Below are 19279 nucleotides of genomic sequence, written 5' to 3' on the forward strand. Positions count from 1 at the left end.
ATGACAAGGAAAATAAATATATACTAAGGAAAAGACAGCTTATTGACATAAAAGCGATGTAAATGGTTGTAAATAGCCGTAAATCGCTTGGCATTTTATTTTTTTTCCTTTGCATAAATAAAAAGAAAGTGTATACTATGACATGAAAGGTGACAATATCAAATATTATAGCGAATTTATAGGAGGTTTACGTATGGTAGCCGACAAGCATACCAACGAAGAAAATCTGGAAGAAAAAGCGGAAAAATATGATGTATTAACAGCAACACAAACTGTTATACATAGAGCATTGGAAAAATTAGGGTATCCAGAAGAAGTATATGAGTTGCTCAAAGAGCCGATTCGCATGCTGACAGTGAGAATTCCTGTGCGCATGGATGACGGTACTGTAAAAATTTTTACCGGCTACCGTGCCCAGCATAATGATGCCGTTGGTCCAACTAAGGGGGGCGTTCGTTTCCATCCAAACGTAACAGAGCGTGAAGTGAAAGCGCTATCTATTTGGATGAGCCTAAAATGTGGCATTGTCGATTTGCCGTATGGCGGTGGAAAAGGCGGAATTGTATGTGATCCGCGTACGATGTCATTCCGTGAATTAGAACGATTAAGCCGTGGTTATGTTCGCGCGATTAGCCAAATCGTTGGTCCGACAAAAGACATTCCTGCACCAGATGTCTTTACGAACTCGCAAATTATGGCATGGATGATGGACGAATATAGCCGCATCGACGAATTTAACTCTCCTGGATTTATTACAGGAAAACCTTTAGTGCTAGGCGGGTCACACGGGCGCGAAACCGCGACGGCAAAAGGGGTTACGATTTGTATTCGCGAAGCGGCGAAAAAACGCGGTATCGACTTGAAAGGAGCACGCGTGGTCGTTCAAGGTTTTGGAAACGCGGGAAGCTATTTAGCAAAATTTATGCATGATGCCGGTGCGAAAGTCATTGGCATTTCCGACGTATATGGAGCTCTTTACGATCCGAACGGTTTAGATATCGATTATTTGCTTGAGCGCCGCGACAGCTTTGGTACGGTAACGAAATTGTTTAAAAATACAATTACGAACAAAGAATTGTTAGAGCTTGATTGCGATATTTTAGTTCCAGCCGCAATTGAAAATCAAATTACGAAAGAAAATGCGCCAAATATTAAAGCAAGCATTGTCGTGGAGGCGGCAAACGGTCCAACGACGCTAGAGGCGACGGAAATTTTAACGGAACGCGGCATTTTGCTTGTTCCAGACGTATTAGCTAGTGCCGGCGGTGTAACGGTATCCTATTTTGAATGGGTGCAAAATAACCAAGGATATTATTGGACAGAAGAAGAAGTCCAAGAACGATTAGAAAAAGTGATGGTAAAAGCGTTTAACAACGTATATGAAATGGCGCAAACCCGCCGCGTAGATATGCGATTGGCTGCTTATATGGTCGGCGTTCGAAAAATGGCGGAAGCGTGCCGTTTCCGCGGATGGGTATAAAGAGCATGCAAAACATATTTACAACATGCCAAAAATCCCCTATCATATGATAGGGGATTTTTGGATGTTTAAGGAGTGAACCGGATGAAAGAAGAAAAAATCATTATTGTTGGCGGTGGTCCTTGTGGGCTTGCTGCGGCGATCGCTTTGCAAGATGTCGGTTATCGTCCGTTAGTAATAGAGAAAGGAAATATCGTTAATTCCATTTATCATTTTCCGATTCATCAAACGTTTTTTAGTACGAGTGAGCGTCTTGAAATTGGCGGGGTTCCGTTTATTACGGAAAATCGGAAGCCAAAGCGAAATCAAGCACTCGCTTATTATCGCGAAGTAGTTACGAGAAAACAAGTGCGTGTACAAACGTTTGAAAAAGTGGAGCAAGTAGAAAAACAAGAAGATGGAACATTTCTTGTCCAAACGACAAAAGAACAATATCGCGCCCAATACGTTATTATTGCTACCGGATATTACGACAATCCAAATTATATGAACATACCGGGAGAAGATTTACCGAAAGTAACGCATTATTTTAAAGAAGCGCACCCGTATTACAACACCGATTGTGTTGTCATTGGCGGAAAAAATTCTAGCGTGGACGCAGCGCTGGAACTTGTCAAGGCGGGAGCACGTGTCACGGTATTGTACCGGGGAAGCGGATACTCTCCAAGCATCAAACCTTGGATTTTGCCGGAATTTGATTCTCTCGTCCGCAAGGGAATTATTAAAATGGAGTTTAACGCTCATGTAAAAGAGATTACGGAGGATGCCGTCATTTACGAAGTAGGGGGCGAAATCAAAAAAATTAAAAACGATTTTGTATTTGCGATGACAGGATATCATCCTGATCATGAATTTTTGAAAAAGATGGGAGTCGGGGTCGATCCAGAAACGGGCCGGCCGCTTTATGATCCAGAAACAATGGAAACGAATGTACGCGGAATTTTTATCGCAGGTGTCATTGCGGCAGGAAATGATGCCAATGAAATTTTTATTGAAAACGGGCGCTTTCACGGTGTGCAAATCGCTGCTTGTATCGCAAAACGGGAAAAGGAGAAAGGGCAATAACAGAAGGAGGCTGGTTTTTTCAGCCTCTTTTTTATCATTCCATAAACATTTCTTGCAGTTTCTGCGGATCGTTTAGACAGTCTATTTTTTATTTATCGACAACCATTATTTTGTGTTGTAATTCATTTATGCTATTATGTTTCTAAAGAGGTGACATTAATGAAAAAAGTGGCACTAATTACTACAGGTGGAACAATAGCAAGCAAAAAGACAGAAGAAGGCAAATATGTTTCAGGGGAAATGACGGGAGAAGAATTAGCACAAATTTGCAATTTACCTGATGATATTAGAATTGAAATACATTCTTTATTTCAACTGCCGAGCATGCATATTACATTTGAGCATTTATTAACCTTAAAAAACAAAATCGAAGAAATTTATCAAGATAAAACAATTGATGGCATAGTTGTTACACATGGAACAGACACACTCGAAGAAACCGCATATTTTTTAGATTTAACGATTTCAGATGATCGCCAAATCGTTTTAACAGGCTCACAACGCTCTCCAGAACAACAGGGAAGTGATGCTTATACAAATATTCGCCATGCGGTTTATACGGCTTGTAATGACGATTTAAGAGGTGTAGGAACGGTTGTAGTATTTAATGAACGCATATTTGTGGCCAGACATGTGAAAAAAGTACATGCTTCTAATTTACAAGGCTTTGATGTTTTTGGATATGGGTATTTAGGGATTATCGATAATGATAAAGTATACATATATCAAAAGCCAATTAGAAGGGAAACATACAAAATAAAAAATGAAATACCTGAAGTAGATATAATCAAATGCTATTTGGACGCTGACGATAAATTTATAAAAGCAGCCATAAACGCTAATGTAAAAGGAATTGTTTTAGAAGGGGTAGGCAGAGGACAAGTATCACCAAAAATGATGGGCGCAATAAAAGAAGCTGTATCGAAAGAAATAAAAGTTGTAATTACAACAAGTGCAGAAGAAGGGGAAGTATATACGACTTATGATTATTTAGGCAGCGCTTATGATCTTGTTAAAAATGGAGTTATTTTAGGGAAAGATTTAGACAGTAAAAAGGCAAGAATAAAATTAGCGATTGCTTGCAGCATGAGAAATTTAAGAAGGGAAATTCAGTATATAAATGGGCACAAGGACAGTGTAGTTAACACACTGTCCTCTTTAAATAGGGAATATCTGGATGAGGTGAGCCGCATCATAATATATACACTTTATACTCAAATATTCTCTATATCGAATTTTAAATTCATTAGCAGAATTGATCCATCTCTAGATTGTGCGAGTGAGTTAGTGAGACAAGGGTTCCTAATATATTTGTATAATAACGTAGAGTTGTCAACGTTTATAGTCATTCGTCAGTGAGTAGACAAAATCTTTTTTATCGACGCACATCTTACCGGTATCTTGACAGAGAAATATTATCATCTCTTCATGTAATTCAGAACATGCCTGTGTGAATATCGGGACTATTTCGCAGTTTACTCCTTCGGAAAATTCGTATGATGTAATATAGAGAATTCAAATATTCTTGAAAACAGAACAAAAAATCGGAATAGAAACGATGGATGAAATTTTAAAAGGTCTGAATTGCGCTGTGTTGCTGTCTGGCTTAGTATATTAAAAAGAGCAAATATGACTACGAAGGCTATCATGTGTTGAGAAAATTTTTGTTCAAGTGGTTTCATTATGTTTATTCAATGTGTTTCAGTGTAAGAATCGCACATCTAAGATACCCGCCTTTTTTTGTCGGATTATAGGAAGAGTTGTATAGTGGAACGTTTCGCTGTTTTTATAAAGAACACACGAATTGTGAGCACATGCTAGATACAGCGCAGGTTCTTGGATTTTGCGACGATGCGAAATAATTGATTAATGCAAACGAGAGACATGCCGAATGATTTTACTGTCAAGACATCTTATTTGTCCATCATTATGGGGTTTATATTGGAAGGCAAGATTAAAAAAGCTATTATTTTTCATTGTTTTCTGCCATAAATTGCAGACTTCAAGATGCATAAATAGTTAACAGAAAAATAGAGTGTAAATAACATGTTGCGTTCATGATGTAATTATGGTCGACTTTGAAAATAAAACTTAGCGAAGATTACATATTAACATGGATTGCAACAAAAGCAGAATACTTGTTTTTGTTTTGCGTGACATAAAGAACGCAAATATCTAGAAAAAGAAAAAAAATTCAAAGTCACTACGAGGTCGCTATATAAGAAAAAATGATTATGTTTGCGTATGGTTCTGTTGATTTCTTGGAAAACCCGGGAAGAAGTTAAAGCGTTTTTATGCAAAGATGAGGGCCGGTTAAGATGCATCGAATACAAAACTATGCAGAACGATTTTACATGGGCATTGATGGAAAGTTGCTGGAATACATATTAGCAGTGGCAATTTCGCATATGAATATGGGCTTCAGCGAAGGCTTGACTGAGAGTACATAGCAACTAGAAAGGTTCGAATACACGCCAAATTTGTAAAGGAGCATTGCAAAGGCAATTTTCCTGTAAGGCCCACTCTAAGTCGCAAGAAAATTAATGAAGGTGCGGCGGAAACATCGAAAAGTCGAAAAGCATGCAATGTCAATTTTCAACAAAACGATATTCATTGAGGCAAAGCCGTATGGAAAGGGCGGAGAGCCTTATATCGCCTGCTTGCCCAGGTGTTGCGCTGCTTAGTTATTTTTATTTAAAAGATGAATATGAAACCGAACCGCTATCCATTGTGTTGAGAACATTTGTTATTGGGGCGCTTCTTGTGTTTCCCATTATGTTTATTCAATATGTGTTTCATGTGGAAGGAATCGCAGCCTCTAAGATAGCTCGCGCCTTTTTTTTGTCGGGATTATTGGAAGAGTTTGTGAAGTGGTTTATTGTCTATTTTTTTATTTATGACCACCACGAGTTTGATGAGCCGTACGATGGCATCGTATACAGCGCAAGTGTATCGCTCGGTTTTGCGACGATGGAAAATATTTTGTATTTATTGGCAAACGGTGTAGAATTTGCCGTAACAAGAGCGTTTTTACCTGTCTCAAGCCATGCTTTATTCGCGGTCATTATGGGGTTTTATTTTGGAAAAGCAAAATTTACTATAAAAAAGCGGCGCTACTTATTTCTTTCTTTTTTTCTGCCATTTCTATTGCACGGGACGTATGATTTCATTTTGTTGACACAGGAAAAATGGAGTTATTACATGGTTCCGTTCATGCTGTTATTATGGTGGTCTGCTCTTCGAAAAGTAAAACAAGCGAAAGGATTACATGATTACGATAGAATCCCTTCAGCAAAAAGCCAAGCATAATACGCTTGGTTTTTTGTTTTTTTTGCATAAAAAGGCAAATTCGAAAGAAAATAGGGATAAAACAACAGAAGTAATACGGGAGGGTTCGCGTATGATAAGGAAAATAAAGTGGCATTTATGGTTTGCCGTATTGGTTGCTTGTTTGTTTATCTGTGGAAAACCAGCGGAAGAAGTAAAAGCGTTTTCGAATCAAGTGATTCAGCGTGGGGCGGTTGGAGATGATGTCATTGAATTACAAGCACGATTGCAGTATATCGGATTTTACAAGGGAAAAATTGATGGAGTTTTTGGCTGGAATACATATTGGGCAGTGCGCAACTTTCAATATGAATATGGGCTTCCAGTCGACGGGCTTGTCGGTGAGAGTACAAAAGCAAAACTAGTAAAGGTATCGAAATATCATGAGCAATTTGTGAAGGAGCAAATTCGCAAAGGCAATTCGTTTACCCATTACGGGGGCATTCCGTTAAGCCAGCAAGTAAAAAGAAATGAAAGGGGCGGCGGAAACAGCTCGGCAAAAACAACAGCATCCAATGTGCCAAACGGTTTTTCACAAAACGATATTCAATTGATGGCAAATGCCGTATATGGAGAAGCGCGCGGAGAGCCTTATATCGGCCAAGTCGCCGTGGCAGCCGTCATTTTAAATCGCTTAGAACATCCTTCGTTTCCAGATACGGTGGCGGGAGTGATTTTTCAGCCTGGGGCATTTACTGCAGTAGCCGATGGGCAAATTTGGCTGACGCCGAATGAAACGGCAAAAAAAGCGGTGCTAGATGCGATTAACGGTTGGGATCCTACCGGTGGAGCCATTTATTATTTCAACCCGTCGACAGCAACGAGTGCATGGATTTGGAATAGGCCGCAAATTAAGCGGATCGGCAAACACATTTTTTGTAAATAATGCAGGAGGTGAACAAAAAAATGATACGAAATTTATTAATCGGAGTACTGTCACTTGGAATTGTCGGAACAGCGTATTGGGGATATCGGGAACACCAAGAAAAAAACGCGATATTAATTCATGCTGAAAATAACTATCAGCGTGCTTTCCACGACTTAACCTATCAAATTGACTTATTGCATGATAAAATCGGCACAACGCTTGCCATGAATTCCCGTGCATCACTTTCTCCGGCTTTGGCTGAAGTATGGAGAATCGCCTCAGAAGCCCATACAAGTGTCGGACAATTGCCGCTTTCTTTACTCCCGTTTAACAAAACGCAAGAGTTTCTTGCCAAAATAGGGGAGTTCAGCTATCGGGCAGCGATTCGCGATTTAGAAAAAGAACCGCTTACGAATGAAGAATATCGCACGTTACAAGCCCTATATAAAAATGCGGCAAATATTCAACAAGAACTTCGCAATGTTCAACATTTAGTTTTAAAAAACAACTTGCGTTGGATGGATGTGGAATTAGCGCTTGCTACAAACGACAGCCCTGACGATAACATTATTATTGATGGGTTTAAATCAGTCGAAAAAAATGTAGATACTTTCTCGAGATCATCAGAATTTAGCCCGACATTTATTGGGTTGAAGAATAAAGAAAAAGGTTTTGTCCGTGCGAAAGGAAAACCAATTTCAAAAACAGAAGCGAAACAAATTGCTCGTTCTTTTCTTGGGTTAAAAGGAACAGAAAACATAAAAGTGACAACAAGTGGAAAAGGAGCAGATGAGCGCTTTTACAGTTTGACGATCCGCGATCCAAAAAAGAAAAGCAGTATTTATATGGACATTACAGAAAAAGGCGGTTATCCGATTTGGGTAATCGATAGCCGTCCAATAAAAAAACAGGCGATTAGTTTGCATGAAGCGGCAAATAGAGGGATGAAATTTTTGCAGAAGCACAAGTTTAAGAATTTAGAGCTATATGATAGTTCCCAATATGATAACGTAGCTGTATTAACATTTGTGACAAATGAAAACGGAATTCGCATTTATCCGGAAGCAATTAAAATGAAAGTAGCTCTTGATGATGGAACGATTGTCGGCTTCTCTGCGCGTGATTACTTATCTTCTTCCGTTAAACGCCCACTGTCAAAACCAAAATTGACAGCAGAACAAGCGAGGAAAAAAGTAAATCCAAATTTAAAAGTAATGGAACAGCGCCAAGCAATAATTGTAAACGATATGAACGAGCAAGTGCTCTGCTATGAATTTTTAGGAACACTTGGAGAAGACACATATCAAATTTTTATTAATGCAAACACAGGAATGGAGGAAAAAGTCGAAAAGCTGCAAAGCGTCGAACAAAACTATAGTTAAAGGATATGTTTGTATAGGTGCAAATCCTATCTCTCCCTTTACCAAAGGAAAAGCTTGATGCAAGCTTTTCCTTTTTGTTTTAATAAACATGAGAAGAAAATGAGAGGGAGAGACGATGTTAAAAATAGGGGATACGATAATGTTAGAACCAGCAGGCGGGGAAGAGGAAAAATATAAAAGCAAAGTGGCAGAAATAAGTGACGGTTATATACATATTAACTATCCAATTAATGTAAAAACAGAAAAAACCGTGTTTTTATTAAATGGAATGCAATTTAAAGCAAGTTTTGTTGGGCCGGATCATTGTCTTTATTTATTTGAAACAGAAGTAATTGGAAAAGTGCGTCAGCCGATACCAATGGTTGTTCTTTCCTATCCAGGAGTAGATAAGTTAGTGCGCATTCAGCGTCGCCGATATGTAAGAGTGGAAGCGAATACGGATGTGGCGATTCATCCTCTCCATCAAGAATTTATGCCGTTTACAACGATGACGACTGATATTAGCGCTGGCGGAGCCGCGATCGTATTGCCAGAGCATAAGCAAAAGCAGCTGCTTCCTGGAATGGTGGTAGAGGCATGGTTTGTACTTGCTATGAAATCAGGAGAATATCATTATTTAAAAGTGAAAGCAAAAATCGTTCGTATATTTCAAGCGGAAAACAGTGATATATATAAAGCGTCCTTACAATTTTTGGATGTATCTCCGCAAGATCGCGTACGATTGATTCGATATAGTTTTGAACAGCAGTTAGAGATAAGAAAAAGAGAGGAAGATATTGCGAATAAATGGCGAAAAAGCGTGGAATAATGGCTATATAAAAAACGGAAAGCGGGCTGTTGGTTCCAATGAAACGAGTGGAATCTATTTTACTAAAGCTTGTTATTATTCAGTTTGTTTTTTTAATCATTGCTCAATGGCTCATTTTATATACTCCACTTAGCCCTTATTTAGGAAAAATTTATGAATATGAAGGCGTTAGCAGACAAGAAAAGACAAAAACAATCGAAACAATCATCGACCGCTAGCGGCCTATATGGTAAAATGGCATCGAAGCACGCAGGAGTTTCCTGCTTTTTTCTTTGAGATTAGGGTATCAGGAACGGTTGCCAAAAGAACTCATGGACATCATAAAAACGAAAGTGAAACGCCATTGGATTGCGGTGTTAGGGTCGATGGAAGAATCCTACAAGCAATCGAAAAGCGGCAAGAAACAACGCCAATATATCGCAATGATGTTATGCAAAATCGAGAATTTCAAACAAGAACATGAATGGTCATTATGGAACATCTTGCACAAATGTTGTTGGCTGAACCAGTACCAAATTCAACTAAAGGAGGTGTAAACCTGGTTGCTAAAATCATTGTCGTGTACTGACCAATGGAAGGAATGGTGCACGACAGATGCCGTCGCTAACCGCGATCCACGGGTTGTCTTTCACAGCAGGTGAATGACAAGGGGATTCCCTTCCTGATGGAACTCAGGTGTTTCCTGAGCGGTAAGCAGTTTTGTTGGTTCCATCGCGATGAGTCGATTTTTATAGATTTTAGTAACCAGGAATTATGAGCAAAAAAATCAGCATTGCCATTGATGGACCAGCTGCAGCGGGGAAAAGCACTGTTGCGAAAATTATAGCGAAACGGCTTTCTTATATTTATATTGATACTGGCGCGATGTACCGGGCACTAACGTACGTGGCGCTGCAACAAAAAGTTGCGCTTGATGACGAACAAGCATTAATTTCTTTGTTAAAAAATACATATATTGAATTAAAATCATCTGAACAAGGGCAGCTTGTATTTGTCAATGGAGAAGACGTTACAAACATTATTCGCAGTGAAGAAGTAACCAATGCAGTATCGCTAGTCGCAAAACACCCGTCAGTGCGGGAAGAAATGGTGGCGCGCCAACGCGCTCTCGCAAAAAATGGCGGTGTCGTAATGGATGGCCGTGATATTGGCACATATGTTCTTCCGAATGCAGAAGTAAAAATCTTTTTGAAAGCATCTGTGGAAGAAAGAGCAAAGCGTCGTCATGCGGAAAACATTGCTAGAGGATTTCCATCTGACTTAGAAACGTTGAAAAAGGAAATTGCACGCCGTGATCAAATCGATTCGGAGCGTGAAGTAGCACCGCTTAAGAAAGCGGAAGATGCGATAGAAATTGATACTACGTCACTGTCGATTGAAGAAGTGGTGGATCGCATTATGGAAATTGTAAACGAAAGGATTGGGTGACGGTGGATTTTTATTCGTTTGCCAAGGGAGTTGTAAAAAGCATTTTAACCCCTCTTTACCGTATTGAGGTGATAGGGGCGGAGAAGTTTCCGAAAGAAGGAGGAGTACTTCTTTGCGCAAACCATATTAGCAATCTCGATCCGCCAATCCTTGGAATTACTGCTCCAAGACCGATTCATTTTATGGCGAAAGAGGAATTGTTTCGTGTTCCGCTCTTAAAAAACTTAGTTACGACTTTGCATGCGTTTCCGGTAAAAAGAGGAATGAGCGATCGCCAAGCATTGCGAACCGGCTTAGAAGTGTTAAAACAAGGGCATGTGTTAGGCATTTTCCCAGAGGGAACACGAAGCAAAGATGGAAAATTAAAAAAAGGGTTGCCTGGCGTCGGTTTTTTTGCGCTTCGAACAAGTGCCGCTGTTGTTCCATGCGCCATTATTGGTTCATATCGTCCGTTTGTGCCGCTTAAGGTTGTTTACGGATCACCGATTGATATGACGCCACTAAGAGAGAAAAAAGCATCACCGGAAGAAGCGACAGCTTATATTATGCAACATATCCAAGCGTTATTAGATCAGTATCGATAAGCATTCAGTTACATGTCTATTGAGAAAATATGGTATACTAAATAGAAAAACGGTCCTATTGTACATCATGGTTTGGATTGATATAGCGATGATGTAGGTGGTGCTTTCTTATGGAGGAAGCACGGACCGTCAGTCGATTAAGGAGGGTTTAACATGGCAGAGGATATGAATTTAGAAGTGAATGTATATAAGGTAGGTGATATCGTCCGAGGCAAAGTGGTAAAGCTAGAAGATAAACAAGTGCTTGTCGATATTGAAGGAAGCAAACAAAGCGGGATTATTCCAATTAGTGAATTATCTAGTTTGCATATTGAAAAAACAAGTGATGCTGTCTCTGTCGGCGATGAAGTGACGGCGAAAGTCAAAAAAGTAGAAGAAGGCGAAAACGAAGAGGATGGATTGTTAATTTTATCAAAAAAAGCGGTAGACGCAGACCGCGCTTGGGAAGAGTTAGAGAGAAAATTTTCCAGCGGAGAAACGTTTGATGTCGTCGTAAAAGACATCGTCAAAGGCGGGCTTGTTGCTGATGTAGGAGTGCGTGGATTTATACCCGCTTCTCTTGTAGAGCCTCACTATGTTGAAGACTTTTCTGATTATAAAGGGAAGACGCTTGCAGTAAAAGTGGTAGAGCTTAACCGTGAAAAAAATCGCATCATTTTATCACATCGTGCTGTTGTGGAAGAAGAGCAAGAACGCAAGCACAAGGAGGCGCTTAGCCGTTTAGAGCCGGGACAAGTGCTTGAGGGAACCGTACGCCGCGTCACCGACTTTGGCGTGTTTGTTGATGTTGGCGGCTTTGATGGACTTGTACATATTTCGCAGCTTTCCCATACACGTGTCGCCCATCCGTCTGAAGTCGTAAAAGAAGGAGAAACCGTAAAAGTAAAAGTGCTTGCGGTTGACGAAGAAAATGGCCGCGTCTCCCTTTCGATCAAAGAAGCAATGCCGGGCCCTTGGGAAGGGATTGCTGAAAAAGTCGCCCCTGGCGATATCGTCACTGGCAAGGTAAAACGGCTTGTACCGTTTGGCGCGTTCGTTGAAATTTTCCCAGGCGTCGAAGGTCTTGTCCACATTTCACAAATCTCTAATAAGCGCATCGGCACCCCTCATGAAGTGCTAAAAGAAGGAGAAGAAGTAAAAGCGAAAGTGCTTGATGTAAACGAAGCGGAGCGCCGCATTTCGTTAAGTATGCGCGAGCTGATCGAAGAAGAAACAGCACCCGAAGAAGATTATAGCCAATATACAAAGCCGTCTAATGAAGTAAGAGGTTTTCAAATTGGCGAAGTCCTCGGGGAACAGCTGAAAAAATTAAAATAACGAGGATGAAGCAATGAGCAGAGCACAGCGGAAAATCGAACATATTCAGCATGCGCTCTCTACTGCCGATCAAGGTGCAAGCGGATTTGATGACATTACGTTTGTTCATCAAAGTTTACCTGATGTACGCATGAACGATATTCACTTGCATACTGCTTTAGGCGAACTTTCGTTAAGTTCGCCTTTCTTTATCAATGCGATGACCGGCGGCGGAGGAAAACAAACGTTTGAAATTAATAAAGGATTAGCGGAGGCGGCAAAACATTGCCGAATAGCGATGGCCGTTGGTTCGCAAACATCAGCGCTAAGAGACAATAAACAGCGAGGAACGTTTGAGATTGTACGAAAAGTAAATAAAAACGGCATTATTTTTGCGAACATTGGCAGTGAAGCAACTGTCGATGATGCGAAGCGTGCTGTAGATATGATTGAGGCGGACGGTCTGCAAATTCATTTAAATGTGGTGCAAGAGCTTGTGATGCCGGAAGGAGATCGTGATTTTACGGGAGTACTGCTTCGCATCGAACAAATTGTTCAAGCCGTTCAAGTCCCTGTTATCGTAAAAGAAGTAGGATTTGGCATGAGCAAGGAAACTGCTTCGCGCTTAGAAGAAGTAGGCGTGAAAATCGTCGATGTTGGAGGCTTGGGCGGCACCAATTTTGCCCGTATTGAAAATAAACGACGTTCCAACATAATAACGTATTTTAATGATTGGGGGATTCCAACGGCGGCATCAATCGTAGAGGTAGCGCAAACCTCTCCTTCTTTAGTTGTGATCGGCAGCGGCGGTGTCCGTACAGCGTTGGATGCTGCGAAAGCGATCGCCCTAGGAGCATCCGCGGTTGGAATGGCGGGACCATTGTTGCGAACGCTTGTCGAACAAGGAGTGGAAGCGTTAGTCGCCTATATCGAGGAGCTTCATCACGATTTAACGTTGATTATGGGAGCGCTGGGGGCAAAGACGATCGATAAGCTGCAGCGTGTGCCGCTTGTCATTCGCGGCGATACGCATCATTGGTTAACGGAAAGAGGCTTTGACACGAAAGTATATAGTTGCCGATAAATTCACCCTTCATCCCGATGACCAAAATCACGGGACGAAGGGGTTTTTCATTAACCCCCTCTGAGTAAAGTGGGGAGATGAATCGCGGTGTTTTTTTATTCTTTAAATCGAACATATATTCTATAAAAAGATCAACAAAATCTATGCTCCATGGACAAAAAAGGTTCTTTCGCACGCCGAAAGCTGGCCTCGTTTGGCTGTACACCTGCAACCGTGAGTTGGAATAAGTGCCTCCGGCTAGCGAAGGAATGATTTTTTCATGTTTTAAATAACTTTATTGTCAAAAAAGGGGTTATCGTATTTTAAAAATGGAAAAAATAAAAGTTGAGAACGCCTGCTTGTTAGAAAGAAGGGGAATTGGATGTTTTTTTTTAAAGAAAGGAAGAAAAGAAAACAAATCATAAAGAAACAAGAACAAGACCAAAAACAACAGAACCAAAATCAGCAACAACAGGACTTTCTTTCTACCGACTTAAATAAAAATCTGCAAAAACTGCAAAATATCTATCAAAATTGTATGGATGTCGTTTTTCGCCCATTTCAAATTGGCGGAAAAACAAAGGCTGCCCTTATTTATATCGACGGTTTAGCTAACATCGAAGAAATCGATGCGGGCGTGCTCACCCCTTTGATGAAAGAAAATAATGCCAAGGAGAATACCGATCAGTTCATTCATGTCAATCATATACTAGAACAAAAATTGACCGTTTCTAAGGTAAAGAGAGTACAAACAATAACAGAGTGCATTGAACAGATCTCTGGTGGAAATCCGGTCTTGCTTATCGATCAACAAAGCGAAGGATTCGCTTTAGGTTTGCCACATTGGGAAAAACGTTCCATCGAAGAACCGGTGGGGGAATCCGTGATAAGGGGGCCGAGGGAGGGCTTCACCGAATCATTAGGGACTAATCTTGCTTTGTTGCGCAGAAAAATAAGAAGCCCGCAGCTGAAAACAAAATCAATGAAAATTGGGGAGTACACCCAGACTGAAGTAGTCATCTCTTATATTGAAGGGATTGCTGAGCAAACGTTAATCCAAGAAGTAGAGGCCCGGCTTAACCGTATCAAGGTAGATGGCATTTTGGAAACGAGTTATATTGAAGAGTTAATTGAGGACAATCCTTACTCTCCGTTTCCTCAAGTTTTGGATACCGAACGGCCTGATGTGGTGGCGGCAAACCTGCTTGAAGGACGAGTAGCGATTTTTCAAGATGGCACTCCTTTCGTTTTGATTGTGCCGGTTTCTTTTTATTCCTTGCTGCAATCAAATGAAGATTACTATCAACGATCCTTAATGAGCACGGCAACCCGCTGGCTGCGTTACATATTTCTTTTGATATCTCTTTTACTGCCGTCGTTGTATGTGGCGCTCCTTACTTTTCATCAGGAAATGCTTCCTACTACACTTTTGATAACCATTGCTGCTTCTCGGGAGAAAGTTCCCTTTCCGGCGCTGGTCGAAGCGGTGCTCATGGAATTAGCATTTGAGGCCATACGTGAAGCGGGGGTGAGGCTTCCTAAACAAGCGGGTGCCGCGGTTAGTATCGTTGGCGCGCTGGTGATTGGGCAAGCTGCGGTTCAAGCAGGCCTCGTTTCTGCTCCACTGATCATGGTAGTTGCTTTGACAGGGATTGCTTCTTTTACCGTCCCGCGCTATACGACTGGAATGGCATTAAGGTTGCTGCGCTTTCCGATGATCTTCCTGGCAGGGACTTTAGGGCTTCTCGGGATTATGCTTGGGCTGCTTATGATTGTTACTCATATGGCGACACTTCGTTCTTTCGGCGTTCCCTACTTATCTCCGATGGCTCCAATACAAGGGGGCGAAATGAAAGACGTGCTGCTGCGCGCGCCTTTGTGGAAGTTCAATACACGCCCTCATTTAACGGGAGCGGATAATAATATCGAGCGGCAAGGTCCGGATCAGAAGCCGAATCCTGATTACGGAGATAACGAGACGAGTAAAGGGAAAGGAGGGTCATGATGATGATCGAGAAAGGAAAAATATCTGCGGCGCAAATGGCGATGATGATGTATCCTACGATTATCGCAACAGCCATTCTCTTAGTCCCTGCAATCACCGCCCGGCATGCGAATCAGGATATGTGGCTCTCTCCTCTTTGGGCTTCTCTCATCGGTTTTTGATAGTTCATATTGCCGTTCAGTTGCATCAGCTTTATCCAGGAAAAACCCTTATCGAGTATAGCGAGGATATTCTTGGCAAGTTTCTGGGGAAAGCGGTTGGGTTGATCTTTTTATTGTTCTATTTGCATATAACTGGAATTATTATCCGAGAGTATGGTGAATTTGTTGTAGGCAACTTTCTTTTTCATACTCCATTAATTTTTATAATGGGAAGTATGATCCTAGTGTGCTCCTTTGCTGTCCGCGGTGGTGTAGAAGTGATAGGCAGGCTTGCGGAATTGTCCGTACCTGTTGTGGTGATCTTTATATTGATCATTATTATCCTTTTGATCCCGGATATGGAAGCAAAGAATATGTTTCCAATTATGGAAAAGGGAATAATGCCCTCGCTCATGGGCGCGATAGTCCCGCAAGGCTGGTTCAGTGAGTTTCTTCTTATCGCTTTTCTCCTTCCTTATGTAGCCGATCAAAATAAAGGAAAGAAATGGGGCATGATCTCGGTCACTGCGGTCATGTTGACTTTATCTTTCGTCAACATTGCCAGCCTTTTCGTTCTAGGAGGAATCACCGACCATTTTGTTTATCCCGTAGCGAGCGCCGTCCGTTACATTAGCATTGCGGATTTTCTTGAACACCTTGAAGCCTTCTTAACGGCTCTTTGGGTAGTGGGTGTATTTTTGAAAATTTCTGTTTTTTATTATGTTTTGGTGTTGGGAACGGCGCAATGGTTGAATTTGTCGGATTATCGCCCGATCGTTTTTCCCATGGGATTTTTCATACTGTTATTTGCCGTCTGGTCGGCGCCGAATTTAATAGAATTGACCCGCTTTCTAGGAGGTTCTTCCTTGTTTTACCGGTTTTCGATTCAAACGGGACTTCCTCTCCTTCTCCTATTGATCGCAAAATGGCGCAAAAGAACCAATAACCAAAAATTAATAGGATAGCATGAAACAAGGGGAGAAAGGAGATAAACAAAAATGGGCATCTTGCAAAAAGCAGCAAAACTTCTTTTCGTTTGTGTTCATCTTATTTTGTTAAGCGGCTGTTGGGACAGGAAGGAAGTCAACGATTTAGCGCTAATCGTAGGATTAGGGATTGATCAAACAAAAGATGGGAAAATCATGCTTACAGCGGAAATAATCGTCCCGAAAGCTGTCGGTGGAGGAGGTCAGATGATAGGTGGCGGCGATGGCGGTGGCGGTGGCGGGGCTGAAACGATAGTAAGATCGGGAACGGGTACCACCGTGGCTGATGCGATCTCAAACCTGCAAGAGAAGCTTCCTCGACGTATTTTCTGGGGACACACGGAGGTGATCGTGTTCGGGGAGAAAGCAGCAAAAGCAGGGATTCGCCAGCATCTCGACTTTCTGGGCCGCAATCCAGAAACTCGCCTTCGTGCCAATGTATTCGTGAGTAAAGGAACCGCGAAAAGTGTGCTTGAATTGTCCCCCCTAGTGGAGCAAAGCTCAGCAGAGGTGCTGCGGGAATTGTCAGAATCGAAGCTTTTACTGCGGGTAACGGCAAAAGATGTTCTGCAAATGCTAAGCGGCGATGCCGGCGCAGCGGCTCTTCCCATGGTGAAGATTTTGCCCCCGGAAAAAGGGACACAAGAGTTGCAGACCATTGCGTTTATCCAACGTACCGCCATTTTTAAGAAGGATAAAATGGTCGGGGATATTAATGATAAATTGACTCGGGGCGTGCTTTGGCTCAGAGATGAGATCAAACACGCGGATGTCACGGTTACGCCAAAAGGGGGAAAGGGAAAGATCACGGCCACGCTGATCAGAGCGCGTACGGAACTTATTCCCAAATATGAGAAAGGCAAATGGAAGATGATCGTAAAGGCGACCGCGGAAGACGATATCATATTAAATGGAACGAAATTGAATTTGATGAATCCTAAGTATACGAAAATAATCGAAAAAGAATTGGCAAAGGAGACGGAGAAGCGTATTAGAGACACATTGAAAAAAGTACAAAAAGAAATGAAGGCCGATATTTTTGGCTTTGCAGAGATTTTTCACCGAAAATATCCAAGAGAATGGAACCGGGTAAAGGATCGCTGGGAGGAAATCTTCCCTGACGTTGAAGTGGTTGTGAAGACGAAGGCATACGTCCGTAGACCAGGCATAGGCACCACTCCGCAAGGATTGCCTGAACAAGAGGTGAAACAATAAGGTAAAGAAGGTACAAACGATGACAGATTGCATCGAACAGATTTCCCTTGGAACCCCGGTCTTGTCTATCGATCAACAAAGCGAAGGTTTTGCTTTAGGTTTGTCCAAGTGGGAAAAACGTTCTATCGAAGAACCGATTGGGGAATCCCCCGTTTAACAGGAACAGATAGCACCCGGCGGCAAGGTCCGGATCAGAAAACTGAATCCTGATTACGGAGATGACAGGGCGGGGAAAGGAAAAAGGAGGGTCATGATGATGATCGAGAAAGGAAAAATATCTGCGGCGCAAATGGGGATGATGATGTATCCTACGATTATCGCAACAGCCGTTCTCTTAGTCCCTGCAATCACCGCCCGGCACGCAAAACAGGATATGTGGCTCTCTCCTCTTTGGGCTTCTTTCGTTGGTTTTTTGACGGTCTATATTGCCGTTCGGCTGCATCAGTTCTATCCACAGAAAACCCTTATCGAGTACAGCGAGGATATTCTCGGCAAATTTTTAGGGAAAGCGGTTGGGTTGATCTTTTTATTTTTCTATTTGCATGCAAGCGGACTTATTCTTCGGGAGTATGGCGAATTTGTTGTAGGCAACTTTCTTTTTCATACTCCACTAGTTGTTGTGATGGGAAGTATGATCCTAGTGTGCTCCTTTGCCGTCCGCGGAGGTGTGGAAGTGATAGGCAGGCTTGCGGAATTGTCCGTACCTGTTGTGGTGATGTTTATATTGATCATTATTATCCTTTTGATCCCGGATATGGAAGCAAAGAATATGTTTCCAATTATGGAAAAGGGAATAATGCCCTCGCTCATGGGCGCGATAGTCCCGCAAGGCTGGTTCAGTGAGTTTCTTCTTATCGCTTTTCTCCTTCCTTATGTAGCCGATCAAAATAAAGGAAAGAAATGGGGCATGATCTCGGTCACTGCGGTCATGTTGACTTTATCTTTCGTCAACATTGCCAGCCTTTTCGTTCTAGGAGGAATCACCGACCATTTTGTTTATCCCGTAGCGAGCGCCGTCCGTTACATTAGCATTGCGGATTTTCTTGAACACCTTGAAGCCATCATAACGGCTCTTTGGGTAGTGGGTGTATTTTTGAAAATTTCTGTTTTTTATTATGCTTCGGTGTTGGGAACGGCGCAATGGCTGAATTTGTCGGATTATCGCCCGATCGTTTTTCCCATGGGATTTTTCATACTGTTATTTGCCGTCTGGTCGGCGCCGAATTTAATGGAGTTGACTCGTTTTCTAGGAAGTTCGTTCCCGTTTTACATTCTTTCGGTTCAAGCAGGAATTCCTCTCCTTCTCCTATTCATCGCAAAATGGCGCAAAAGAACTAATAATCAAAAATTAACAGGATAGCAATGAAACAAGGGGAAAGAGGAGATAAACAAAAGCAGTCATCTTGCAAAAAGTAGCAAAAATGGTTTTGATTTATATTTATCTTCTTCATACGTCCATAGACCAGACATAGGCACCATTCCGCAAGGATTGCCTGAACAAGGGGTGAACACAATAATGAAGGCTGCTTTTATACTGGGCACTCTTGTCTTGGTTGCCCTCATCTTTCTATACGAATGGCCGCGAATCAACCGAACACAGAAAAAAGAAAAAGCCGTTTTTGTTGTACTTTT

The 19279-nt window shown here is 41.7% G+C and carries 15 protein-coding genes and 3 pseudogenes; all 18 read left to right on the top strand.

Going from position 1 to position 19279, the window contains the following annotated elements; translation table 11 throughout:
• Positions 1–193: 193 nt before the first annotated feature.
• The 18 genes and pseudogenes from NXM86_RS05805 to NXM86_RS05890 all read left to right on the top strand — a co-directional run bounded on the left by NXM86_RS05805 (position 194) and on the right by NXM86_RS05890 (position 19007).
• Positions 194–1480, top strand: coding sequence for a Glu/Leu/Phe/Val family dehydrogenase (locus NXM86_RS05805; RefSeq protein ID WP_062677588.1), 1287 nt, complete (start codon positions 194–196; stop codon positions 1478–1480).
• A gap of 84 nt (positions 1481–1564) precedes the next feature.
• A complete protein-coding gene (locus tag NXM86_RS05810) occupies positions 1565–2545 on the top strand; it encodes a YpdA family putative bacillithiol disulfide reductase (RefSeq protein WP_171698714.1) in 981 nt (326 codons plus the stop codon).
• 159 nt (positions 2546–2704) lie between these two features.
• Positions 2705–3625 (top strand): annotated as a pseudogene (locus NXM86_RS05815) (asparaginase); the annotation flags it as partial.
• Between the two features lie 1548 nt (positions 3626–5173).
• The gene (prsW, locus tag NXM86_RS05820) at positions 5174–5854 is read left to right on the top strand and encodes a glutamic-type intramembrane protease PrsW (protein ID WP_498958737.1); all 681 of its coding nucleotides are present in this window, start codon (positions 5174–5176) and stop codon (positions 5852–5854) included.
• Between the two features lie 91 nt (positions 5855–5945).
• Positions 5946–6758, top strand: coding sequence for a spore cortex-lytic enzyme (gene sleB / locus NXM86_RS05825; protein WP_498958738.1), 813 nt, complete (start codon positions 5946–5948; stop codon positions 6756–6758).
• A gap of 20 nt (positions 6759–6778) precedes the next feature.
• A complete protein-coding gene (gene ypeB, locus NXM86_RS05830) occupies positions 6779–8122 on the top strand; it encodes a germination protein YpeB (protein ID WP_015864309.1) in 1344 nt (447 codons plus the stop codon).
• Between the two features lie 115 nt (positions 8123–8237).
• Positions 8238–8930: a flagellar brake protein gene (locus NXM86_RS05835; protein WP_498958739.1), complete on the top strand. Its 693-nt coding sequence runs from the start codon at positions 8238–8240 to the stop codon at positions 8928–8930.
• Positions 8931–8968: 38 nt separating this feature from the next.
• Positions 8969–9148 (top strand): YpfB family protein, encoded by a 180-nt coding sequence (locus NXM86_RS05840; RefSeq protein WP_041269932.1) that lies wholly within the window; start codon positions 8969–8971, stop codon positions 9146–9148.
• A gap of 78 nt (positions 9149–9226) precedes the next feature.
• Positions 9227–9466, top strand: coding sequence for a hypothetical protein (locus NXM86_RS05845; protein WP_167317813.1), 240 nt, complete (start codon positions 9227–9229; stop codon positions 9464–9466).
• A gap of 217 nt (positions 9467–9683) precedes the next feature.
• Positions 9684–10358, top strand: a complete 675-nt coding sequence (cmk, locus tag NXM86_RS05850; RefSeq protein WP_081189598.1) for a (d)CMP kinase — start codon at positions 9684–9686, stop codon at positions 10356–10358.
• Positions 10355–10942, top strand: coding sequence for a lysophospholipid acyltransferase family protein (locus NXM86_RS05855; RefSeq protein ID WP_498958740.1), 588 nt, complete (start codon positions 10355–10357; stop codon positions 10940–10942). The genes cmk and NXM86_RS05855 overlap by 4 nt, the downstream gene beginning before the upstream one ends.
• A gap of 153 nt (positions 10943–11095) precedes the next feature.
• Positions 11096–12259, top strand: coding sequence for a 30S ribosomal protein S1 (rpsA, locus tag NXM86_RS05860; protein ID WP_498958741.1), 1164 nt, complete (start codon positions 11096–11098; stop codon positions 12257–12259).
• Between the two features lie 13 nt (positions 12260–12272).
• Complete coding sequence (gene fni, locus NXM86_RS05865; protein WP_498958742.1) at positions 12273–13322, top strand: type 2 isopentenyl-diphosphate Delta-isomerase; 1050 nt, start codon at positions 12273–12275, stop codon at positions 13320–13322.
• 361 nt (positions 13323–13683) lie between these two features.
• The gene (locus NXM86_RS05870) at positions 13684–15306 is read left to right on the top strand and encodes a spore germination protein (protein WP_081189601.1); all 1623 of its coding nucleotides are present in this window, start codon (positions 13684–13686) and stop codon (positions 15304–15306) included.
• Between the two features lie 2 nt (positions 15307–15308).
• Positions 15309–16411 (top strand): annotated as a pseudogene (locus NXM86_RS05875) (GerAB/ArcD/ProY family transporter).
• A gap of 33 nt (positions 16412–16444) precedes the next feature.
• Positions 16445–17647: a Ger(x)C family spore germination protein gene (locus NXM86_RS05880; RefSeq protein WP_498958743.1), complete on the top strand. Its 1203-nt coding sequence runs from the start codon at positions 16445–16447 to the stop codon at positions 17645–17647.
• Positions 17643–17801: pseudogene (locus NXM86_RS05885) on the top strand (spore germination protein); the annotation flags it as partial. The gene NXM86_RS05880 and the pseudogene NXM86_RS05885, both read left to right, overlap by 5 nt.
• A gap of 102 nt (positions 17802–17903) precedes the next feature.
• Complete coding sequence (locus tag NXM86_RS05890) at positions 17904–19007, top strand: GerAB/ArcD/ProY family transporter (protein WP_171698720.1); 1104 nt, start codon at positions 17904–17906, stop codon at positions 19005–19007.
• Positions 19008–19279: the final 272 nt, after the last annotated feature.

The organism is Geobacillus sp. CX412 (assembly GCF_027942335.1).
Classification (GTDB): Bacteria; Bacillota; Bacilli; order Bacillales; family Anoxybacillaceae; genus Parageobacillus_B; species Parageobacillus_B toebii.